Origin of the sequence: Hoeflea sp. BAL378 (genome assembly GCF_000759435.1) — a bacterium.
GTDB lineage: Bacteria > Pseudomonadota > Alphaproteobacteria > Rhizobiales > Rhizobiaceae > Hoeflea.
Genome location: NZ_JRJG01000123.1, coordinates 1 through 12,393, shown reverse-complemented (window position 1 = coordinate 12,393; position 12,393 = coordinate 1). Strand labels below are relative to the sequence as shown.

At 66.5% G+C, this 12,393-nt stretch carries 14 protein-coding genes; 12 read left to right on the top strand and 2 right to left on the bottom strand.

Going from position 1 to position 12,393, the window contains the following annotated elements; translation table 11 throughout:
* Positions 1-320: 320 nt before the first annotated feature.
* From LL06_RS21190 to LL06_RS21175, 4 genes are all read left to right on the top strand, one after another.
* The gene (locus LL06_RS21190; RefSeq protein ID WP_035531544.1) at positions 321-1,118 is read left to right on the top strand and encodes a transporter substrate-binding domain-containing protein; all 798 of its coding nucleotides are present in this window, start codon (positions 321-323) and stop codon (positions 1,116-1,118) included.
* Positions 1,119-1,220: 102 nt separating this feature from the next.
* Positions 1,221-2,054 carry an amino acid ABC transporter permease gene (locus LL06_RS21185; protein ID WP_035531549.1) on the top strand — a complete coding sequence of 278 codons (834 nt, stop codon included), beginning with the start codon at positions 1,221-1,223 and terminating at the stop codon, positions 2,052-2,054.
* Between the two features lie 85 nt (positions 2,055-2,139).
* A complete protein-coding gene (locus LL06_RS21180; RefSeq protein WP_035531541.1) occupies positions 2,140-2,409 on the top strand; it encodes a hypothetical protein in 270 nt (89 codons plus the stop codon).
* 51 nt (positions 2,410-2,460) lie between these two features.
* Entirely contained in the window at positions 2,461-3,096 is a 636-nt protein-coding gene (locus LL06_RS21175; protein WP_035531538.1) for a class I SAM-dependent methyltransferase, read from the top strand.
* Between the two features lie 21 nt (positions 3,097-3,117).
* Here LL06_RS21175 and LL06_RS21170 read toward each other — a convergent pair whose 3' ends face one another.
* Positions 3,118-4,032 (bottom strand): LysR substrate-binding domain-containing protein, encoded by a 915-nt coding sequence (locus tag LL06_RS21170; RefSeq protein WP_035531535.1) that lies wholly within the window; start codon positions 4,030-4,032, stop codon positions 3,118-3,120.
* Positions 4,033-4,129: 97 nt separating this feature from the next.
* On the opposite strand from LL06_RS21170, the gene LL06_RS21165 reads away from it, so the two are divergent.
* From LL06_RS21165 to leuC, 3 genes are all read left to right on the top strand, one after another.
* The gene (locus LL06_RS21165; protein WP_035531532.1) at positions 4,130-4,363 is read left to right on the top strand and encodes a hypothetical protein; all 234 of its coding nucleotides are present in this window, start codon (positions 4,130-4,132) and stop codon (positions 4,361-4,363) included.
* A 108-nt stretch (positions 4,364-4,471) separates the two neighbouring features.
* Positions 4,472-5,017 carry an MgtC/SapB family protein gene (locus tag LL06_RS21160; RefSeq protein WP_081964119.1) on the top strand — a complete coding sequence of 182 codons (546 nt, stop codon included), beginning with the start codon at positions 4,472-4,474 and terminating at the stop codon, positions 5,015-5,017.
* Between the two features lie 287 nt (positions 5,018-5,304).
* Entirely contained in the window at positions 5,305-6,714 is a 1,410-nt protein-coding gene (gene leuC, locus LL06_RS21155) for a 3-isopropylmalate dehydratase large subunit (RefSeq protein ID WP_035531531.1), read from the top strand.
* Between the two features lie 429 nt (positions 6,715-7,143).
* On the opposite strand, the gene LL06_RS21150 is transcribed toward leuC, so the two are convergent.
* On the bottom strand, positions 7,144-7,749 hold the full coding sequence (locus LL06_RS21150; RefSeq protein WP_035531529.1) for a hypothetical protein: 606 nt from the start codon (positions 7,747-7,749) through the stop codon (positions 7,144-7,146).
* Between the two features lie 203 nt (positions 7,750-7,952).
* Here LL06_RS21150 and LL06_RS21145 point away from each other — a divergent pair, with 203 nt between their 5' ends.
* From LL06_RS21145 to LL06_RS21125, 5 genes are all read left to right on the top strand, one after another.
* Positions 7,953-8,417: a GNAT family N-acetyltransferase gene (locus tag LL06_RS21145; protein WP_035531527.1), complete on the top strand. Its 465-nt coding sequence runs from the start codon at positions 7,953-7,955 to the stop codon at positions 8,415-8,417.
* A 234-nt stretch (positions 8,418-8,651) separates the two neighbouring features.
* Positions 8,652-9,044, top strand: a complete 393-nt coding sequence (sdhC, locus tag LL06_RS21140; RefSeq protein ID WP_035531525.1) for a succinate dehydrogenase, cytochrome b556 subunit — start codon at positions 8,652-8,654, stop codon at positions 9,042-9,044.
* A gap of 11 nt (positions 9,045-9,055) precedes the next feature.
* A complete protein-coding gene (sdhD, locus tag LL06_RS21135; RefSeq protein WP_035531523.1) occupies positions 9,056-9,439 on the top strand; it encodes a succinate dehydrogenase, hydrophobic membrane anchor protein in 384 nt (127 codons plus the stop codon).
* A gap of 14 nt (positions 9,440-9,453) precedes the next feature.
* Positions 9,454-11,298, top strand: coding sequence for a succinate dehydrogenase flavoprotein subunit (gene sdhA, locus LL06_RS21130; protein WP_035531520.1), 1,845 nt, complete (start codon positions 9,454-9,456; stop codon positions 11,296-11,298).
* Between the two features lie 14 nt (positions 11,299-11,312).
* A complete protein-coding gene (locus tag LL06_RS21125; protein WP_035531518.1) occupies positions 11,313-12,092 on the top strand; it encodes a succinate dehydrogenase iron-sulfur subunit in 780 nt (259 codons plus the stop codon).
* Positions 12,093-12,393 lie beyond the last annotated feature (301 nt).

Sequence of the window (12,393 nt, the reverse complement as noted above, 5' to 3'; positions counted from 1 at the left end):
CACCGCGGGATACACAATATCACACGCGGCGGAATTCAAGTTACAAAGGTGGCCCGAAGGGCCGGATGAGGGGGCGGCGCACCGGGACCGAATGCAACTATCGCCGGCTCGGAAACCAAAGGACCACCCCCTACGGCGCGCCTCCCGCAGATCCTCGGGAGAGGCCCAAGGCTGACGAAACGCGGGGCCGGCGGTCGCGGCCCGGGTGTTTCCCCTTGCGGCGCGCCGGTCCGCATTGCAAAGTGGCCGCTTCGCATGGCCCCGTGCGCGGCGCGCCGGCCGGAAGACATCCATCCCGAGACCTCATGAGGGACCCCGTCATGTCACTGTTCAAATTCACCCTGGCCGCCGCCGCTGCGGCGATCGCGCTGAGCCTCCCCGCCCGGGCGCAGGACCTCCCCGATCTCGGCGGCAAGGCGGTCACCGTCGTCACCGAGAACGCCTATCCGCCGCTGCAGTTCATCGATCCCAAGACCGGCGAGCAGATCGGCTGGGAATATGACGCGATGAACGAGATCGCCAAGCGGCTGAATTTCACCGTCACCTACCAGAACACCTCCTGGGACGCGATGATCCAGGCGGTCTCCGACGGCCAGTACCAGATCGGCATGACCGGTATCTCGATCAAGGAAGACCGCAAGGAGAAGGTGGATTTCTCCGATCCCTACCTGCGCTCGGAGATGTTCATGCTGGTGCGGGCCGACGAGACCCGGTTTACAGACGCGAAAAGCTTCGCCGCCTTCGAGGACGGCCTGGTCGGCGCCCAGCCCGGCACCACGCCCTTCTATGTCGCCGTCTACGACGTGCTCGACGGCAACGAGCAGAACCCGCGCATCAAGCTGATGGAGACCTTCGGCGCCACCGTGCAGGCGCTCAGGACCGGCGATGTCGACATGGTGCTGACAGACGGCGTCGCGGGCCAGGGCTATGTCGAAGCATCCGACGGCGGATTGAAGCTCGTCGGCGGCCCGCTCGGCGCCGATGATTTCGGCTTCATCTTCCCCAAGGGCTCGGATCTGGTCGCCCCCGTCAATGCGGCGATCGCCGCGATGAAGGCCGACGGCACCATGGACGCGCTCAACAAGAAGTGGTTCCTCGACTACAAGCTCGGCGGCTGAGGCGGTCGTGACACTGCTGCCAGTCGATTCCCGCCCGGGCGCTCTCGAGGGCGCCTGCGGGCCGCATGAGGTTCATTGCGCGCCCGCCACGGGCCCGGGCTCGTGACGGCTCCGCCCCGCTCGACCCGGAAAGCGGATTTTCCCTGGTGGCTTCTGGCCGCGGGCGGGCTTGCGCTGGTGCTCGCAGTCCAGATCGTGCTCGACGATCTCTACAGCCAGATCTTCTCGATCGTCTCCAAGGGCGTCGGCATCACCATCTTCGTCACGCTCACGGGCTTCACGCTCGCCACCGCCATCGGGCTGCTGCTGGCGGTGATGGGCCTGTCGCGCCATCTCGTGCTCCGGCAGGTCGCCCGCTTCTATGTCGAGATCATCCGCGGCATCCCGATCCTGGTGCTTCTGTTCTACATCGCCTTCGTCGGCGCGCCGGGCTTCGTCGCGGCCTGGAATTTCCTGGCGGCGCCGCTGGTTTCGGCGGGCCTCGCCGAGCCGATCCAGGTGCGCGACGTGTCGCTGTTGTGGCGGGCGATCATCGCGCTCACCATCGGTTATTCGGCCTTCATCTCGGAGGTGTTCCGCGCCGGCATCCTCTCGGTCGATTCGGGCCAGGTCGAAGCCGCCAAGGCGCTCGGGCTCACCCCGTTCCAGCGCTTCCGCTTCATCGTGCTGCCGCAGGCGATCCGCACCATCCTGCCGCCGCTCGGCAATGATTTCATCGCCATGATCAAGGATTCCTCGCTGGTCTCGGTGCTCGGCGTGGCCGATCTTACGCAGATGGGCAAGGTCTACGCCTCGGGCTCGTTCCGCTTCTTCGAGACCTATTCGATCGTGGCTTATGTCTACCTGCTGCTGACTGTCGGCCTGTCGCTGGGGCTGCGGGCGCTCGAAAAACGATTGAGGCGCTCGGACGAGGAGCGGGGCGCCCGCAGCGACTGACCGCGCCCGGCGTTCCGCCTCCCCCCTGGCAATCGGGGCGGCGGACCCCACGTGAAGGAAAAGCCCCCGTGCGAAAGGACATTTCATGAGACACGCCCTCCTGATCGCCCTCGTCGGCCTGTTGCTGATCCCGGTCCCGGCTTCCGCCGAGCGGCTCGGCCGCAGGCTTGACGCCATCCAGTCGGGCCGGCTCTACGACCCGGTCCTCACCCCGCAGATGAACCCGAGCTTCCAGTTCCAGCCCAATGCCGAAGAGCGGTTCCTGTATGACCTGCGCAAGGGACGGGTCAACATCGACCGGATTCCGGAAGCCCAGCGGGACTATTTCCAAATGCGGCTCAATTCGACAAAGTAGCCGGCGATCCCGACGGCCCCGCCGGATCGCCAGCCTTTGGAAGGAACCACCATGGCCGACCGCAGTCACGACGCGCTGGAACAGGTCTATGCGGCGAAATCCGCGGACGAGTTGAGCGCCGCCTATGCCGCCTGGGCGGCGGGCTACGACCGCGACACGCTGACCTCGGGCTACTGCCTGCCGTTCCAGGCGCTGTCCTGGCTTGCCCGCCATGTCCGGCCCGATGCCGGGCCGGTGCTCGATGCGGGCTGCGGCACCGGCCTGTCCGGCCCCTATCTCAAGGCGCTCGGCTACGGCCCTGTCGAGGGGCTCGACTTCTCCCAGTCGATGCTCGATCTCGCCGCCGCGCGCGGCGCCTATGACGCGCTCAAGCGCGCCACGTTGGGCGAGACCCTGCCCTGGGCGGACGGGCATTTCGCCGCGTTCCTGTCGACCGGCGTCTTCACCGAAGGCCACGCCCCGGCGTCGAGTCTTAGCGAACTCTGCCGCATCACCCGGCCGGGCGGCATGGCCGTGTTCACCGTGCGCGACACGATCTTTGCTTCGGGCGGCTTCGCCGGGGTGATTGCCGATCTCGGCGCGCGCGGCGTCTGGCGGCGCGTCGAGCAAAGCCCGCCGTTCCGCGCCTTCGCGCTGGATGAACCCGACGTGCTGGTCACCGCCCATGTCTTCGAGGTGCTGGCCTGAGCCAGGGACCGGTCCCGCCGCTCAGCCCTGCGGCTCGGACCTCGCCCGGTCGGCGGCGACGGCCGCGGTGATCCAGTCGCGGAACGCCTTGATCTTGGCCGTGTTGCGGCGGCTTGGCGGCAGCACCAGCCACACGCCGATCTCGTCCGAGCACCGGTGATTGAACGGCGCCACCAGCCGGCCCGCGGCGAGCTCCTCGGCGAAATAGATGTGGTTGAGCATGGCCACGCCCTGGCCAGCAAGGGCCGCGTTGGCGCAGAGGTCCTGCTCGACGTAATTGTGCCGCGTATGCGTCGACAGGTCCGGCGCGTCCACGCCTGCGGAGGCGAACCAGGTGAGCCAGGAGGTCTGCTGCGCGCCGATGATCGGCAGGCGCAGCAGGTCTTCCGGCCGGTCGATGCCACCGATGCTTTGAGCCAGTGCCGGGCTCAGCATCGGCGCGAAGGTGAACCGTCCCAGCAGATGGCATTCGTGCTCCGGCCAGGGGCCGACGCCCCAGCGGATCGAGACGTCGGCGGGGTCGCGGCTGAAATCGGTGATCTTGCTCACCCTGAGCAGCCGCACCGCGGTCCCGGGCCTCTCGAGCTGGAAACCACCGAGATTGCGCGCCAGCCAGTGCGAGGCGAAGGTGGGCGAGGAATGGATCTCCAGCGTCTCGTTTCCCGCCTGGCGGCCGGCGAGCATGGCCTCGTCCAGGAGCTCGAAGGCCTTGGCGACATTGGGCAGCATGCGCTCGGCTGCTTCGGTGGTGACGATCTGGCGCGGCTGGCGCAGGAACAGCCGCTCGCCAAGAATCTCCTCCAGCAGCTTGATCTGGTAGCTCACCGCCGTCTGGGTCATGCCGAGCTCGTCGCCGGCGCGGGAAAAGCTCCTGTGCCGCGCCACCGCCTCGAACACGCGCAGGGCATTGAGCGGATATTTGCGCGACAGTTTCATGCATAAGCTCTCTTGATGGGCCCAGACGGGAATTCCGTTGGAATTGCAGGTTTCCCACAGCCTATCTAGCCCCAGGACATATCAAAAGGAAAGCGTGATGCGTGACCAGACATCCGCGCCGCAAAGCCGTTTCCGGCGGCTTTTCGGGCTGGCGAAGCTATGCCGGGCGCTGGGGCGGCTGATTGAGGGGCGCGCCACCGTGCGCCATTGCGAGCACGACGCCTGGCTCCGGCGCGACATCGGCCTCGCCCCGGACGGTCGCATCGGCGTGAGCGACGTGCGCGCCGCCTTCGACCGCAAGCTCGTCGAGCGCGGCCAGCCCTGGCCGTGAGCGCGGGCCGCCGCGCGTCCGCCCCGCCGCAATGGCCTGTTTCCGTGCTTGGCTTCCGCACCAGGCCGGGCCGAGGGAACCCGAGGACGCCGTCGGCGTTGAGCGGAAATGGACGCGCTTCTCGAGGAATTCATCCGCTCTCCGCAACTGCCGTGGCAGGTGATCGCCGCGCGCCTGGTGCTCGCCACCTGCATCGGCAGCGTGCTCGGCATCGAGCGCGAACTGGCGGACCGGCCGGCGGGCCTGCGCACCCACATGATGATCGCGCTGGCGGCGGCGGTGTTCGCCATCATCACGCTGGAGATCACCGCGCTCCCGTCCTTCTCGGGCGACCACATCCGCTCCGATCCGTTGCGGCTGGTCGAGGCGATCACCGCCGGCGTGGCCTTCCTCGCCGCGGGCTCGATCCTGATGCGGCGCGGCAAGGTTCAGGGCCTGACCACCGGGGCGGGCATGTGGCTGGCGGGCGCGTCCGGGCTGTCGGCGGGCCTCGGGCTCTGGCTGGTGGCGCTGATGTCATGCCTGCTCGGCGCGCTGGTGCTGGCGCTGGCGCGGAGTCTCGAGACCAGGCTCGCGTTGAAGCAGCCCAAGACCATCGCGCTCCGGTCCTCCGGTCCCGACCCCAAGAAGCAGGCGCAGGGCGACCAAGGCTGAGCCTGTCGCGTCGACCAGGCGACGCGGATCCCGGCGCGCGAGCCGAAACATCGCCGATACATCATTGCCGGTCGGGCCAAAAATTGATATGAGCCCCGGCATGGGATCGAAATTTCGCTGTCTCTCGCCGCAGATCTATGTGCTGCAGGACCACAAGCGCCTGCCGGCGCGGTTTTTCGCGCGCGTCTCCGGGGCGTTCACCAGCCGCGCCGCCTGAGGCCCGACTGCCCCGCCTTCGCGGGCCTGCCTCCGACCCTTCCCCTGTTCCATCACAACGGACCACCGCCATGACCGCACCGCGCACCACCTACGACAAGATCTGGGACGACCATATCGTCAACCAGCAGGATGACGGAACCGCGCTTCTCTACATCGACCGTCACCTGGTGCACGAAGTCACCAGCCCGCAGGCCTTCGAGGGCCTGCGCACCGCGCACCGCACCGTGCGCGCGCCGGAAAAGACGCTCGCCGTGGTCGACCACAACGTGCCGACGACGCCGGACCGGGTGCTCGGCATCAAGAACGAGGAAAGCCGCATCCAGGTGGAGGCGCTGGCCACCAACGCCGCCGAGTTCAAGGTCGAGTATTTCAACGAAAGCGACAAGCGCCAGGGCATCGTCCACATCGTCGGCCCCGAGCAGGGCTTCACCCTGCCCGGCACCACCATCGTCTGCGGCGACAGCCACACCTCGACGCATGGCGCCTTCGGGGCCTTGGCCCACGGCATCGGCACCTCGGAGGTCGAGCATGTGCTCGCCACGCAGACGCTGATCCAGAAAAAGGCCAAGAACATGCTGGTCGAGGTCAATGGCGAGCTGCCCGAAGGGGTGACTGCCAAGGACATCATCCTCGCCATCATCGGCGAGATCGGCACCGCCGGCGGCACTGGCCATGTGATCGAATTCGCAGGCGACGCCATCCGCGCGCTGTCGATGGAAGGCCGCATGACGGTCTGCAACATGACCATCGAAGGCGGCGCCCGCGCCGGCCTGATCGCGCCCGACGAGAAGACCTTCGCCTATCTCAAGGACACGCCGCGGGCGCCCAAGGGCAAGGCCTGGGACATGGCGGTCGAATATTGGAAGTCGCTCGTCTCCGACGAGGGCGCCCATTACGACAAGGTCGTCCGGCTCGACGCCGCCGCCCTGCCGCCGATCGTCTCCTGGGGCTCCTCGCCCGAGGACGTGATCTCGGTCACCGGCGTGGTTCCCAATCCCGACGACATCGCCGACGAATCCAAGCGCACCTCGAAATGGCGCGCGCTCGACTACATGGGCCTCAAGCCCGGCACCAAGATCACCGACATCGCCATCGACCGGGTGTTCATCGGCTCCTGCACCAATGGCCGCATCGAGGATCTGCGCGCCGCAGCCAAGGTGGTCGAGGGCAAGAAGGTGGCCTCCACCGTCAGCGCGATGATCGTCCCGGGCTCGGGCCTGGTCAAGCAGCAGGCCGAGGACGAGGGGCTCGACCAGATCTTCCTCGCGGCAGGTTTCGAATGGCGCGAGCCGGGCTGCTCCATGTGCCTCGCCATGAACGACGACCGTCTCGCCCCGGGCGAGCGCTGCGCCTCGACCTCGAACCGCAATTTCGAAGGCCGCCAGGGCTTCAAGGGCCGCACCCACCTCGTCTCCCCGGCCATGGCCGCAGCGGCGGCGATCGCCGGCCATTTCGTCGACATCCGCGACTGGAAATAGGCCTCAGGCCTCCGTCGTCATCCTCGCCCCTGTGGCGAGGATCTACCGTCGCTTGCCCAGGAAAAACTGGTCCAATTGAAAACCGGAGGGGCCCGTAGATCCTCGGGACAGGCCCGAGGATGACGAAGTGGTGGGGCTCGGTGCTTCCTAGCGTCCTTCCAATCCCGCTCCTGCCTGTCTCAACAGTGCCGCTTCCGACCGCTTCGAGGACGAAGCGGCGCGTTCCGCACCCGTCGCTCATCGTCCTGGTTACGTCATCCCCATGCCTCAACGCCGCCGTCCTCGCCCCTGTGGCGAGGATCTACTGGCGACCGACCTGGAAAAGCCGGTCCAGCGGACAACCCGCGGGACCAGTAGATCCTCGGGACAGGCCCGAGGACGACGTTGCGGCGGGGTATACCGAAAACCTGACCAACGGAAACGCCGGTCCTACCGCTTCGGCCTTATCACGCAGACGTCGCCGGAATAGTCGCAGGCGCCCTCGAAACTGCCGGGGGCGATGCCGATCACCTTGGGGCCGCGGCGGGTGGGGACCTCGATGATCCGCATGCCGCTGCCGCCCGCGCGGCCATCGCCGCTGTAGACATAGGTGCCGTTGCCGGGATCGTGCCAGACCCCGCCTCCGCCGGAATAGGTGTCGGCAGGGCGGCGGTCGCGCCGGTGGAGGTCGCGGCCCCGGTGGTCGTTCCTGTCGCTCCGGAAGTCCCGGTCGCGCCGGTCGTAGATGTCGCTCCGGTCGGTGCGGCGGATGCCCCATTGCTGTCCGTCCGCGCCGCGCCGGCCCCAGTCGGTCCGGCCGTCATGACGGTCGTTGCCCGACCATTGCCTGCGGCGATCGTCCCGGCGTCCGTCATGGCGGTCGCCGCGGTCGCCCATGCGCCAGTCGCGGTCCCGGCTTCGGTCGCTCACCGGCAGCGGCTGCGCGGCTTCGGCGGCCGGCGCAAAGGCCGGTGGCCGGGTCCCGGCATGGGCCGGGGCAAGCAGCAGCCAGGCCGCAAGTCCGATGAGGAGTGTCGATGTCGCCGTCTTCGCCATGGTCCTGCTCCCGCGTGTCCTGGGATTTGCGGTTTCCGAAAAAGCCGTTTCAGTCCAAACGATTGTCGCCGATTGCGGTTCCCGCGGGAAGAGCCTTGGCAATTAGATCGATTTTAACCTTAAGATCGGGCCGGGCGGGGCGGCTATGGCTTGACCCCCCCCGCCGTTTGCGAAAAGCATGTCGCCAAACCAACAGGACTCCCATGGATACGCCAGACAAGATCGACATCTCGCTGCTGCGCCTCAACGACGCGCATCATTTCTCACCGCTGCTCGCCGACTACGTGCAGTCGCTCAAGCGCGGCGCGCCGCGCAGGCCGGACGACTATTACGCCGAGACGCTGCTGCAGGACCGCGTCGCGCAGATCTTCGGCGCCCGGCTCGACGGCGAGCTGGTGGGCTTCGTGATGTTCTACGACCTGCCCGACCCGGTCACCGGCATGCGCATCGGCCAGGTCGACCATCTCTATGTCAGCCATTTGCACCGCAACATGGGAATCGCCCAGGCGATGATCGACATGCTGGTGGAGGAAAGCGACGCCCATGGCTGGGAGCGAATCGTTCTCAATGCGCCGCGCCTGCCCGAGGATGGCCGGAAACTTTACGAAAAAATCGCCACAAAAGCGGATTTTTCGAGCTGGGAAATCCGATTCGAGCATACCGGCTGAGGGATTTCGCGGGCCGCGCGGCGCGCATCCGCGGCGATTGAAGGGTTTGAACCGATTGAACCGCGGGGATGGGCGGACCGCGGCTCCGGGCTTCGACCAAAGGTTTGTCCTCAAAGGCAAACCGGGCTTTGACGCGGTGCACATAAGTCACTAAAACGCTGTCACGGCCACCGGTTCCGCCCGTCGCGAAGCCTGCCGGTGGCGTTCCTTGAGGGAAAGAAGGACGAGGTCCCGATGACCAATGTGACACAGAAGCGGCCGCTGTCGCCGCATCTCCAGATCTACAAGTTCACGCCGACATTCCTGATGTCGGGCTTCCACCGGGTCACCGGCTTCGGGCTCTATTTCGGGGCCTTGCTGATCGTCTGGTGGCTGATGGCTGCCGCCTCGGGCGAGGCCTATTTCGCATGGGTCAGCGGCATCTTCGGCTCGTGGTTCGGCCTGTTCGTGCTGTTCTGCTTCAGCTGGGCGCTGGTCCATCACCTGCTGGGCGGCATCAAGCATCTCGCCTGGGACATCGGCTACGGCTTCGAGAAGGAACGCTCGACCCGGATCGCCCAGTTGCAGATCGTCTCGTCGGTGGTGCTGACGATCGCGGTCTGGATCATCGGCTACCTGTGGGCTTGAGGAGAACAACCATGGCAGACATGCGCACACCGCTCGCAAAGGTTCGCGGGCTCGGATCGGCCAAGGACGGGACGATGCACTTCTGGCACTCCCGGGTCACCTCGGTCGCGGCGATCCCGCTCACGCTCTTCTTCCTCGTTCTGGTCATCTCGCTCAACGGGGCTACGTATCAGGAGGTGCGCGCCACCTTCGCCAATCCGCTGGTGTCGGTGCTGACGCTGGCCACGCTGCTCATCATCGTCTGGCACATGAAGCTCGGCATGCAGGTCATCATCGAGGACTACATCTTCGCCGAGCGGATGAAATGGACGCTTCTGATGCTCAACAGCTTTTTCACGGGCGTGCTGGCGCTCGTTTCAATCTTCGCCCTGCTCAAGATGGCATTCGGCGCGTGAGGGACTTCTGAGGCATGGCTAAGACACAGACGACCGATTCCAAGGCCGGAAAGGCCTATACCATTGTCGATCACGCCTATGACGTGGTCGTCGTCGGCGCCGGCGGCGCCGGGCTGCGCGCGGCGCTGGGCATGGCCGAACAGGGCTTCCGCACCGCCTGCATCACCAAGGTGTTCCCGACCCGCTCGCATACCGTTGCCGCACAAGGCGGCATCGCCGCCTCGCTCACCAACATGACGCCCGATTCGTGGCAGTGGCACATGTACGACACCGTCAAGGGCTCGGACTGGCTCGGCGACGTCGACGCCATGCAGTACCTGACCATGGAGGCGCCCAAGGCGGTCTACGAGCTCGAGCATTACGGCGTGCCGTTCTCGCGCACCGAGGACGGCCGCATCTACCAGCGCCCGTTCGGCGGCCACATGCAGAATTTCGGCGAAGGCCCGCCGGTGCAGCGCACCTGTGCGGCGGCCGACCGCACCGGCCACGCCATCCTGCACACGCTCTACGGCCAGTCGCTCAAGCACAATGCCGAGTTCTTCATCGAGTATTTCGCGCTCGACCTGTTGATGGAAGAGGACGGTCGCTGCACCGGCGTGGTGGCCTGGAACCTTGACGACGGCACGCTGCACCGTTTCGCCGCCAAGATGGTGGTGCTCGCGACCGGCGGCTACGGCCGCGCCTATTTCTCGGCAACTTCCGCGCATACCTGCACCGGCGACGGCAACGCCATGATCGCCCGTGCCGGCCTGCCGCTGCAGGACATGGAGTTCGTGCAGTTCCACCCCACCGGCATCTACGGCGCCGGCTGCCTGATCACCGAGGGCGCGCGCGGCGAGGGCGGCTACCTCGTCAATTCCGAGGGCGAGCGCTTCATGGAGCGCTATGCACCGTCGGCCAAGGACCTCGCCTCGCGCGACGTCGTCTCGCGCTGCATGACCATGGAAATCCGCGAGGGCCGCGGCGTCGGCAAGGCCAAGGACCATATCTACCTGCATCTCGACCATCTCGATCCGGCGGTGCTGCACGAGCGGCTGCCGGGCATTTCCGAGAGCGCCAAGATCTTCGCCGGCGTCGACGTGACCCGCGAGCCGATCCCGGTTCTGCCGACGGTGCACTACAACATGGGCGGCATCCCCACCAATTACTGGGGCGAAGTGCTCAACCCGACGCCGGATGCGCCCGACCGCGTTGCGCCGGGCCTGATGGCGGTCGGCGAAGCCGGCTGCGCCTCGGTGCACGGCGCCAACCGGCTGGGCTCGAACTCGCTCATCGACCTCGTGGTGTTCGGCCGCGCCGCCGCCATCCGCGCCGGCGAGGTGATCGACCGCACCTCGGCGATCCCGCCGATCAATGAGGCCTCGTCCGAAAAGATCATCGCCCGCTTCGACCGGCTGCGCCACGCCAACGGCACGCAGCCCACGGCGGACCTGCGCGAGAAGATGCAGCGCGCCATGCAGGAGGACGCCGCGGTGTTCCGCACCCAGGAATCGCTCGAATCGGGCTGCCGCCGCATCTCGCAGATCTGGACCGAACTCTCCGACGTCAAGGTCACCGACCGTTCGATGATCTGGAACTCGGACCTGATGGAGACGCTCGAGCTCGAGAACCTGATGGCCAACGCGATCGCCACGGTCTATGGCGCGGAAGCCCGCAAGGAAAGCCGCGGCAGCCACGCCCGCGAGGACTATGTCGGCGGCCCCTATGGCGGCCGCGACGACGTCAACTGGCGCAAGCACACGCTGGCCTGGGTCGACGAGAAGGGCGCGGTCAAGCTCGACTACCGCCCGGTCCACACCGAGCTGATCGCCGAAGGCATCGATCTCGACCGGATCGCGCCGAAGGCGCGGGTGTACTAAGAGGGACATGAACCATGGTTGAATTCACACTCCCGAAGAACTCGAAGCTCACCGAAGGCAAGGTCTGGCCGAAGCCTGAGGGCGCCAAGAACACCCGCGAATTCCGCGTCTACCGCTGGTCGCCCGATGACGATGCCAACCCGCGCATCGACACGTTCCACATCGACACCGACGATTGCGGGCCGATGGTGCTCGACGGGCTGCTGTGGATCAAGAACAAGATCGACGCGACTCTGACGCTCCGCCGCTCCTGCCGCGAGGGCATCTGCGGCTCCTGCGCCATGAACATCGACGGCACCAACACGCTCGCCTGCACCAAGGGCCTCGACGAGATCGACGGGGCCGTGAAGGTCTATCCGCTGCCGCATCTGCCGGTGGTCAAGGACCTGGTGCCGGACCTCACCAATTTCTACGCGCAGCACCGCTCGATCGAGCCCTGGCTCAAGACCGTGTCGCCGACGCCGGTGAAGGAATGGAAGCAGAGCCACGAGGAGCGCGCCAAGCTCGACGGGCTCTACGAGTGCATCCTGTGCGCCTGCTGCTCGACCTCGTGCCCGAGCTACTGGTGGAACGGCCAGCGCTTCCTGGGCCCCGCCATCCTGCTGCAGGCCTATCGCTGGCTGATCGACAGCCGGGACGAATCCACCGGCGAGCGGCTCGACAACCTCGAGGATCCGTTCCGGCTCTACCGCTGCCACACGATCATGAACTGCGCCCAGACCTGCCCCAAGGGCCTGAACCCGGCCAAGGCGATCGCCGAGATCAAGACCATGATGGTCGAACGCCGGCTGTAGGGGGAGGCAAGACGCGAGGCTTGAAGGGGAGCGCGGGCTCCCCTTTTTCGTTACAGGAGGCCCATCGGTCGCCTCGATCCAACCTCGGAGAGACTCCAACCCATCCCGCAGCACAAACCCGACAAAGGGCAATTCCAGCAAAAACTGTAAACCGCCTATCCGGTCTGTTGTGTAAGGGAGCTATCGGCTGGACACGTCCCCAATCTCCCCCCTTGCGGGGGAGATGTCACCGCAAGGTGACAGAGGGGGGTTAAGCGGCAAGTCCGAATAGGGGGCGTCACCCCCCTCTGTCGGCTACGCC

What these genes read in the sequence shown, in the direction of transcription:
- LL06_RS21125 (WP_035531518.1), top strand. Translation starts at nt 11,313, where the DNA reads ATGGTTGAATTCACACTCCCGAAGAACTCGAAGCTCACCGAAGGCAAG.
- LL06_RS21145 (WP_035531527.1), top strand. Translation starts at nt 7,953, where the DNA reads ATGGATACGCCAGACAAGATCGACATCTCGCTGCTGCGCCTCAACGAC.
- LL06_RS21165 (WP_035531532.1), top strand. Translation starts at nt 4,130, where the DNA reads ATGCGTGACCAGACATCCGCGCCGCAAAGCCGTTTCCGGCGGCTTTTC.
- sdhD (WP_035531523.1), top strand. Translation starts at nt 9,056, where the DNA reads ATGGCAGACATGCGCACACCGCTCGCAAAGGTTCGCGGGCTCGGATCG.
- LL06_RS21160 (WP_081964119.1), top strand. Translation starts at nt 4,472, where the DNA reads ATGGACGCGCTTCTCGAGGAATTCATCCGCTCTCCGCAACTGCCGTGG.
- LL06_RS21175 (WP_035531538.1), top strand. Translation starts at nt 2,461, where the DNA reads ATGGCCGACCGCAGTCACGACGCGCTGGAACAGGTCTATGCGGCGAAA.
- LL06_RS21180 (WP_035531541.1), top strand. Translation starts at nt 2,140, where the DNA reads ATGAGACACGCCCTCCTGATCGCCCTCGTCGGCCTGTTGCTGATCCCG.
- sdhC (WP_035531525.1), top strand. Translation starts at nt 8,652, where the DNA reads ATGACCAATGTGACACAGAAGCGGCCGCTGTCGCCGCATCTCCAGATC.
- leuC (WP_035531531.1), top strand. Translation starts at nt 5,305, where the DNA reads ATGACCGCACCGCGCACCACCTACGACAAGATCTGGGACGACCATATC.
- sdhA (WP_035531520.1), top strand. Translation starts at nt 9,454, where the DNA reads ATGGCTAAGACACAGACGACCGATTCCAAGGCCGGAAAGGCCTATACC.
- LL06_RS21170 (WP_035531535.1), bottom strand. Translation starts at nt 4,032, where the DNA reads ATGAAACTGTCGCGCAAATATCCGCTCAATGCCCTGCGCGTGTTCGAG.
- LL06_RS21190 (WP_035531544.1), top strand. Translation starts at nt 321, where the DNA reads ATGTCACTGTTCAAATTCACCCTGGCCGCCGCCGCTGCGGCGATCGCG.
- LL06_RS21150 (WP_035531529.1), bottom strand. Translation starts at nt 7,749, where the DNA reads ATGGCGAAGACGGCGACATCGACACTCCTCATCGGACTTGCGGCCTGG.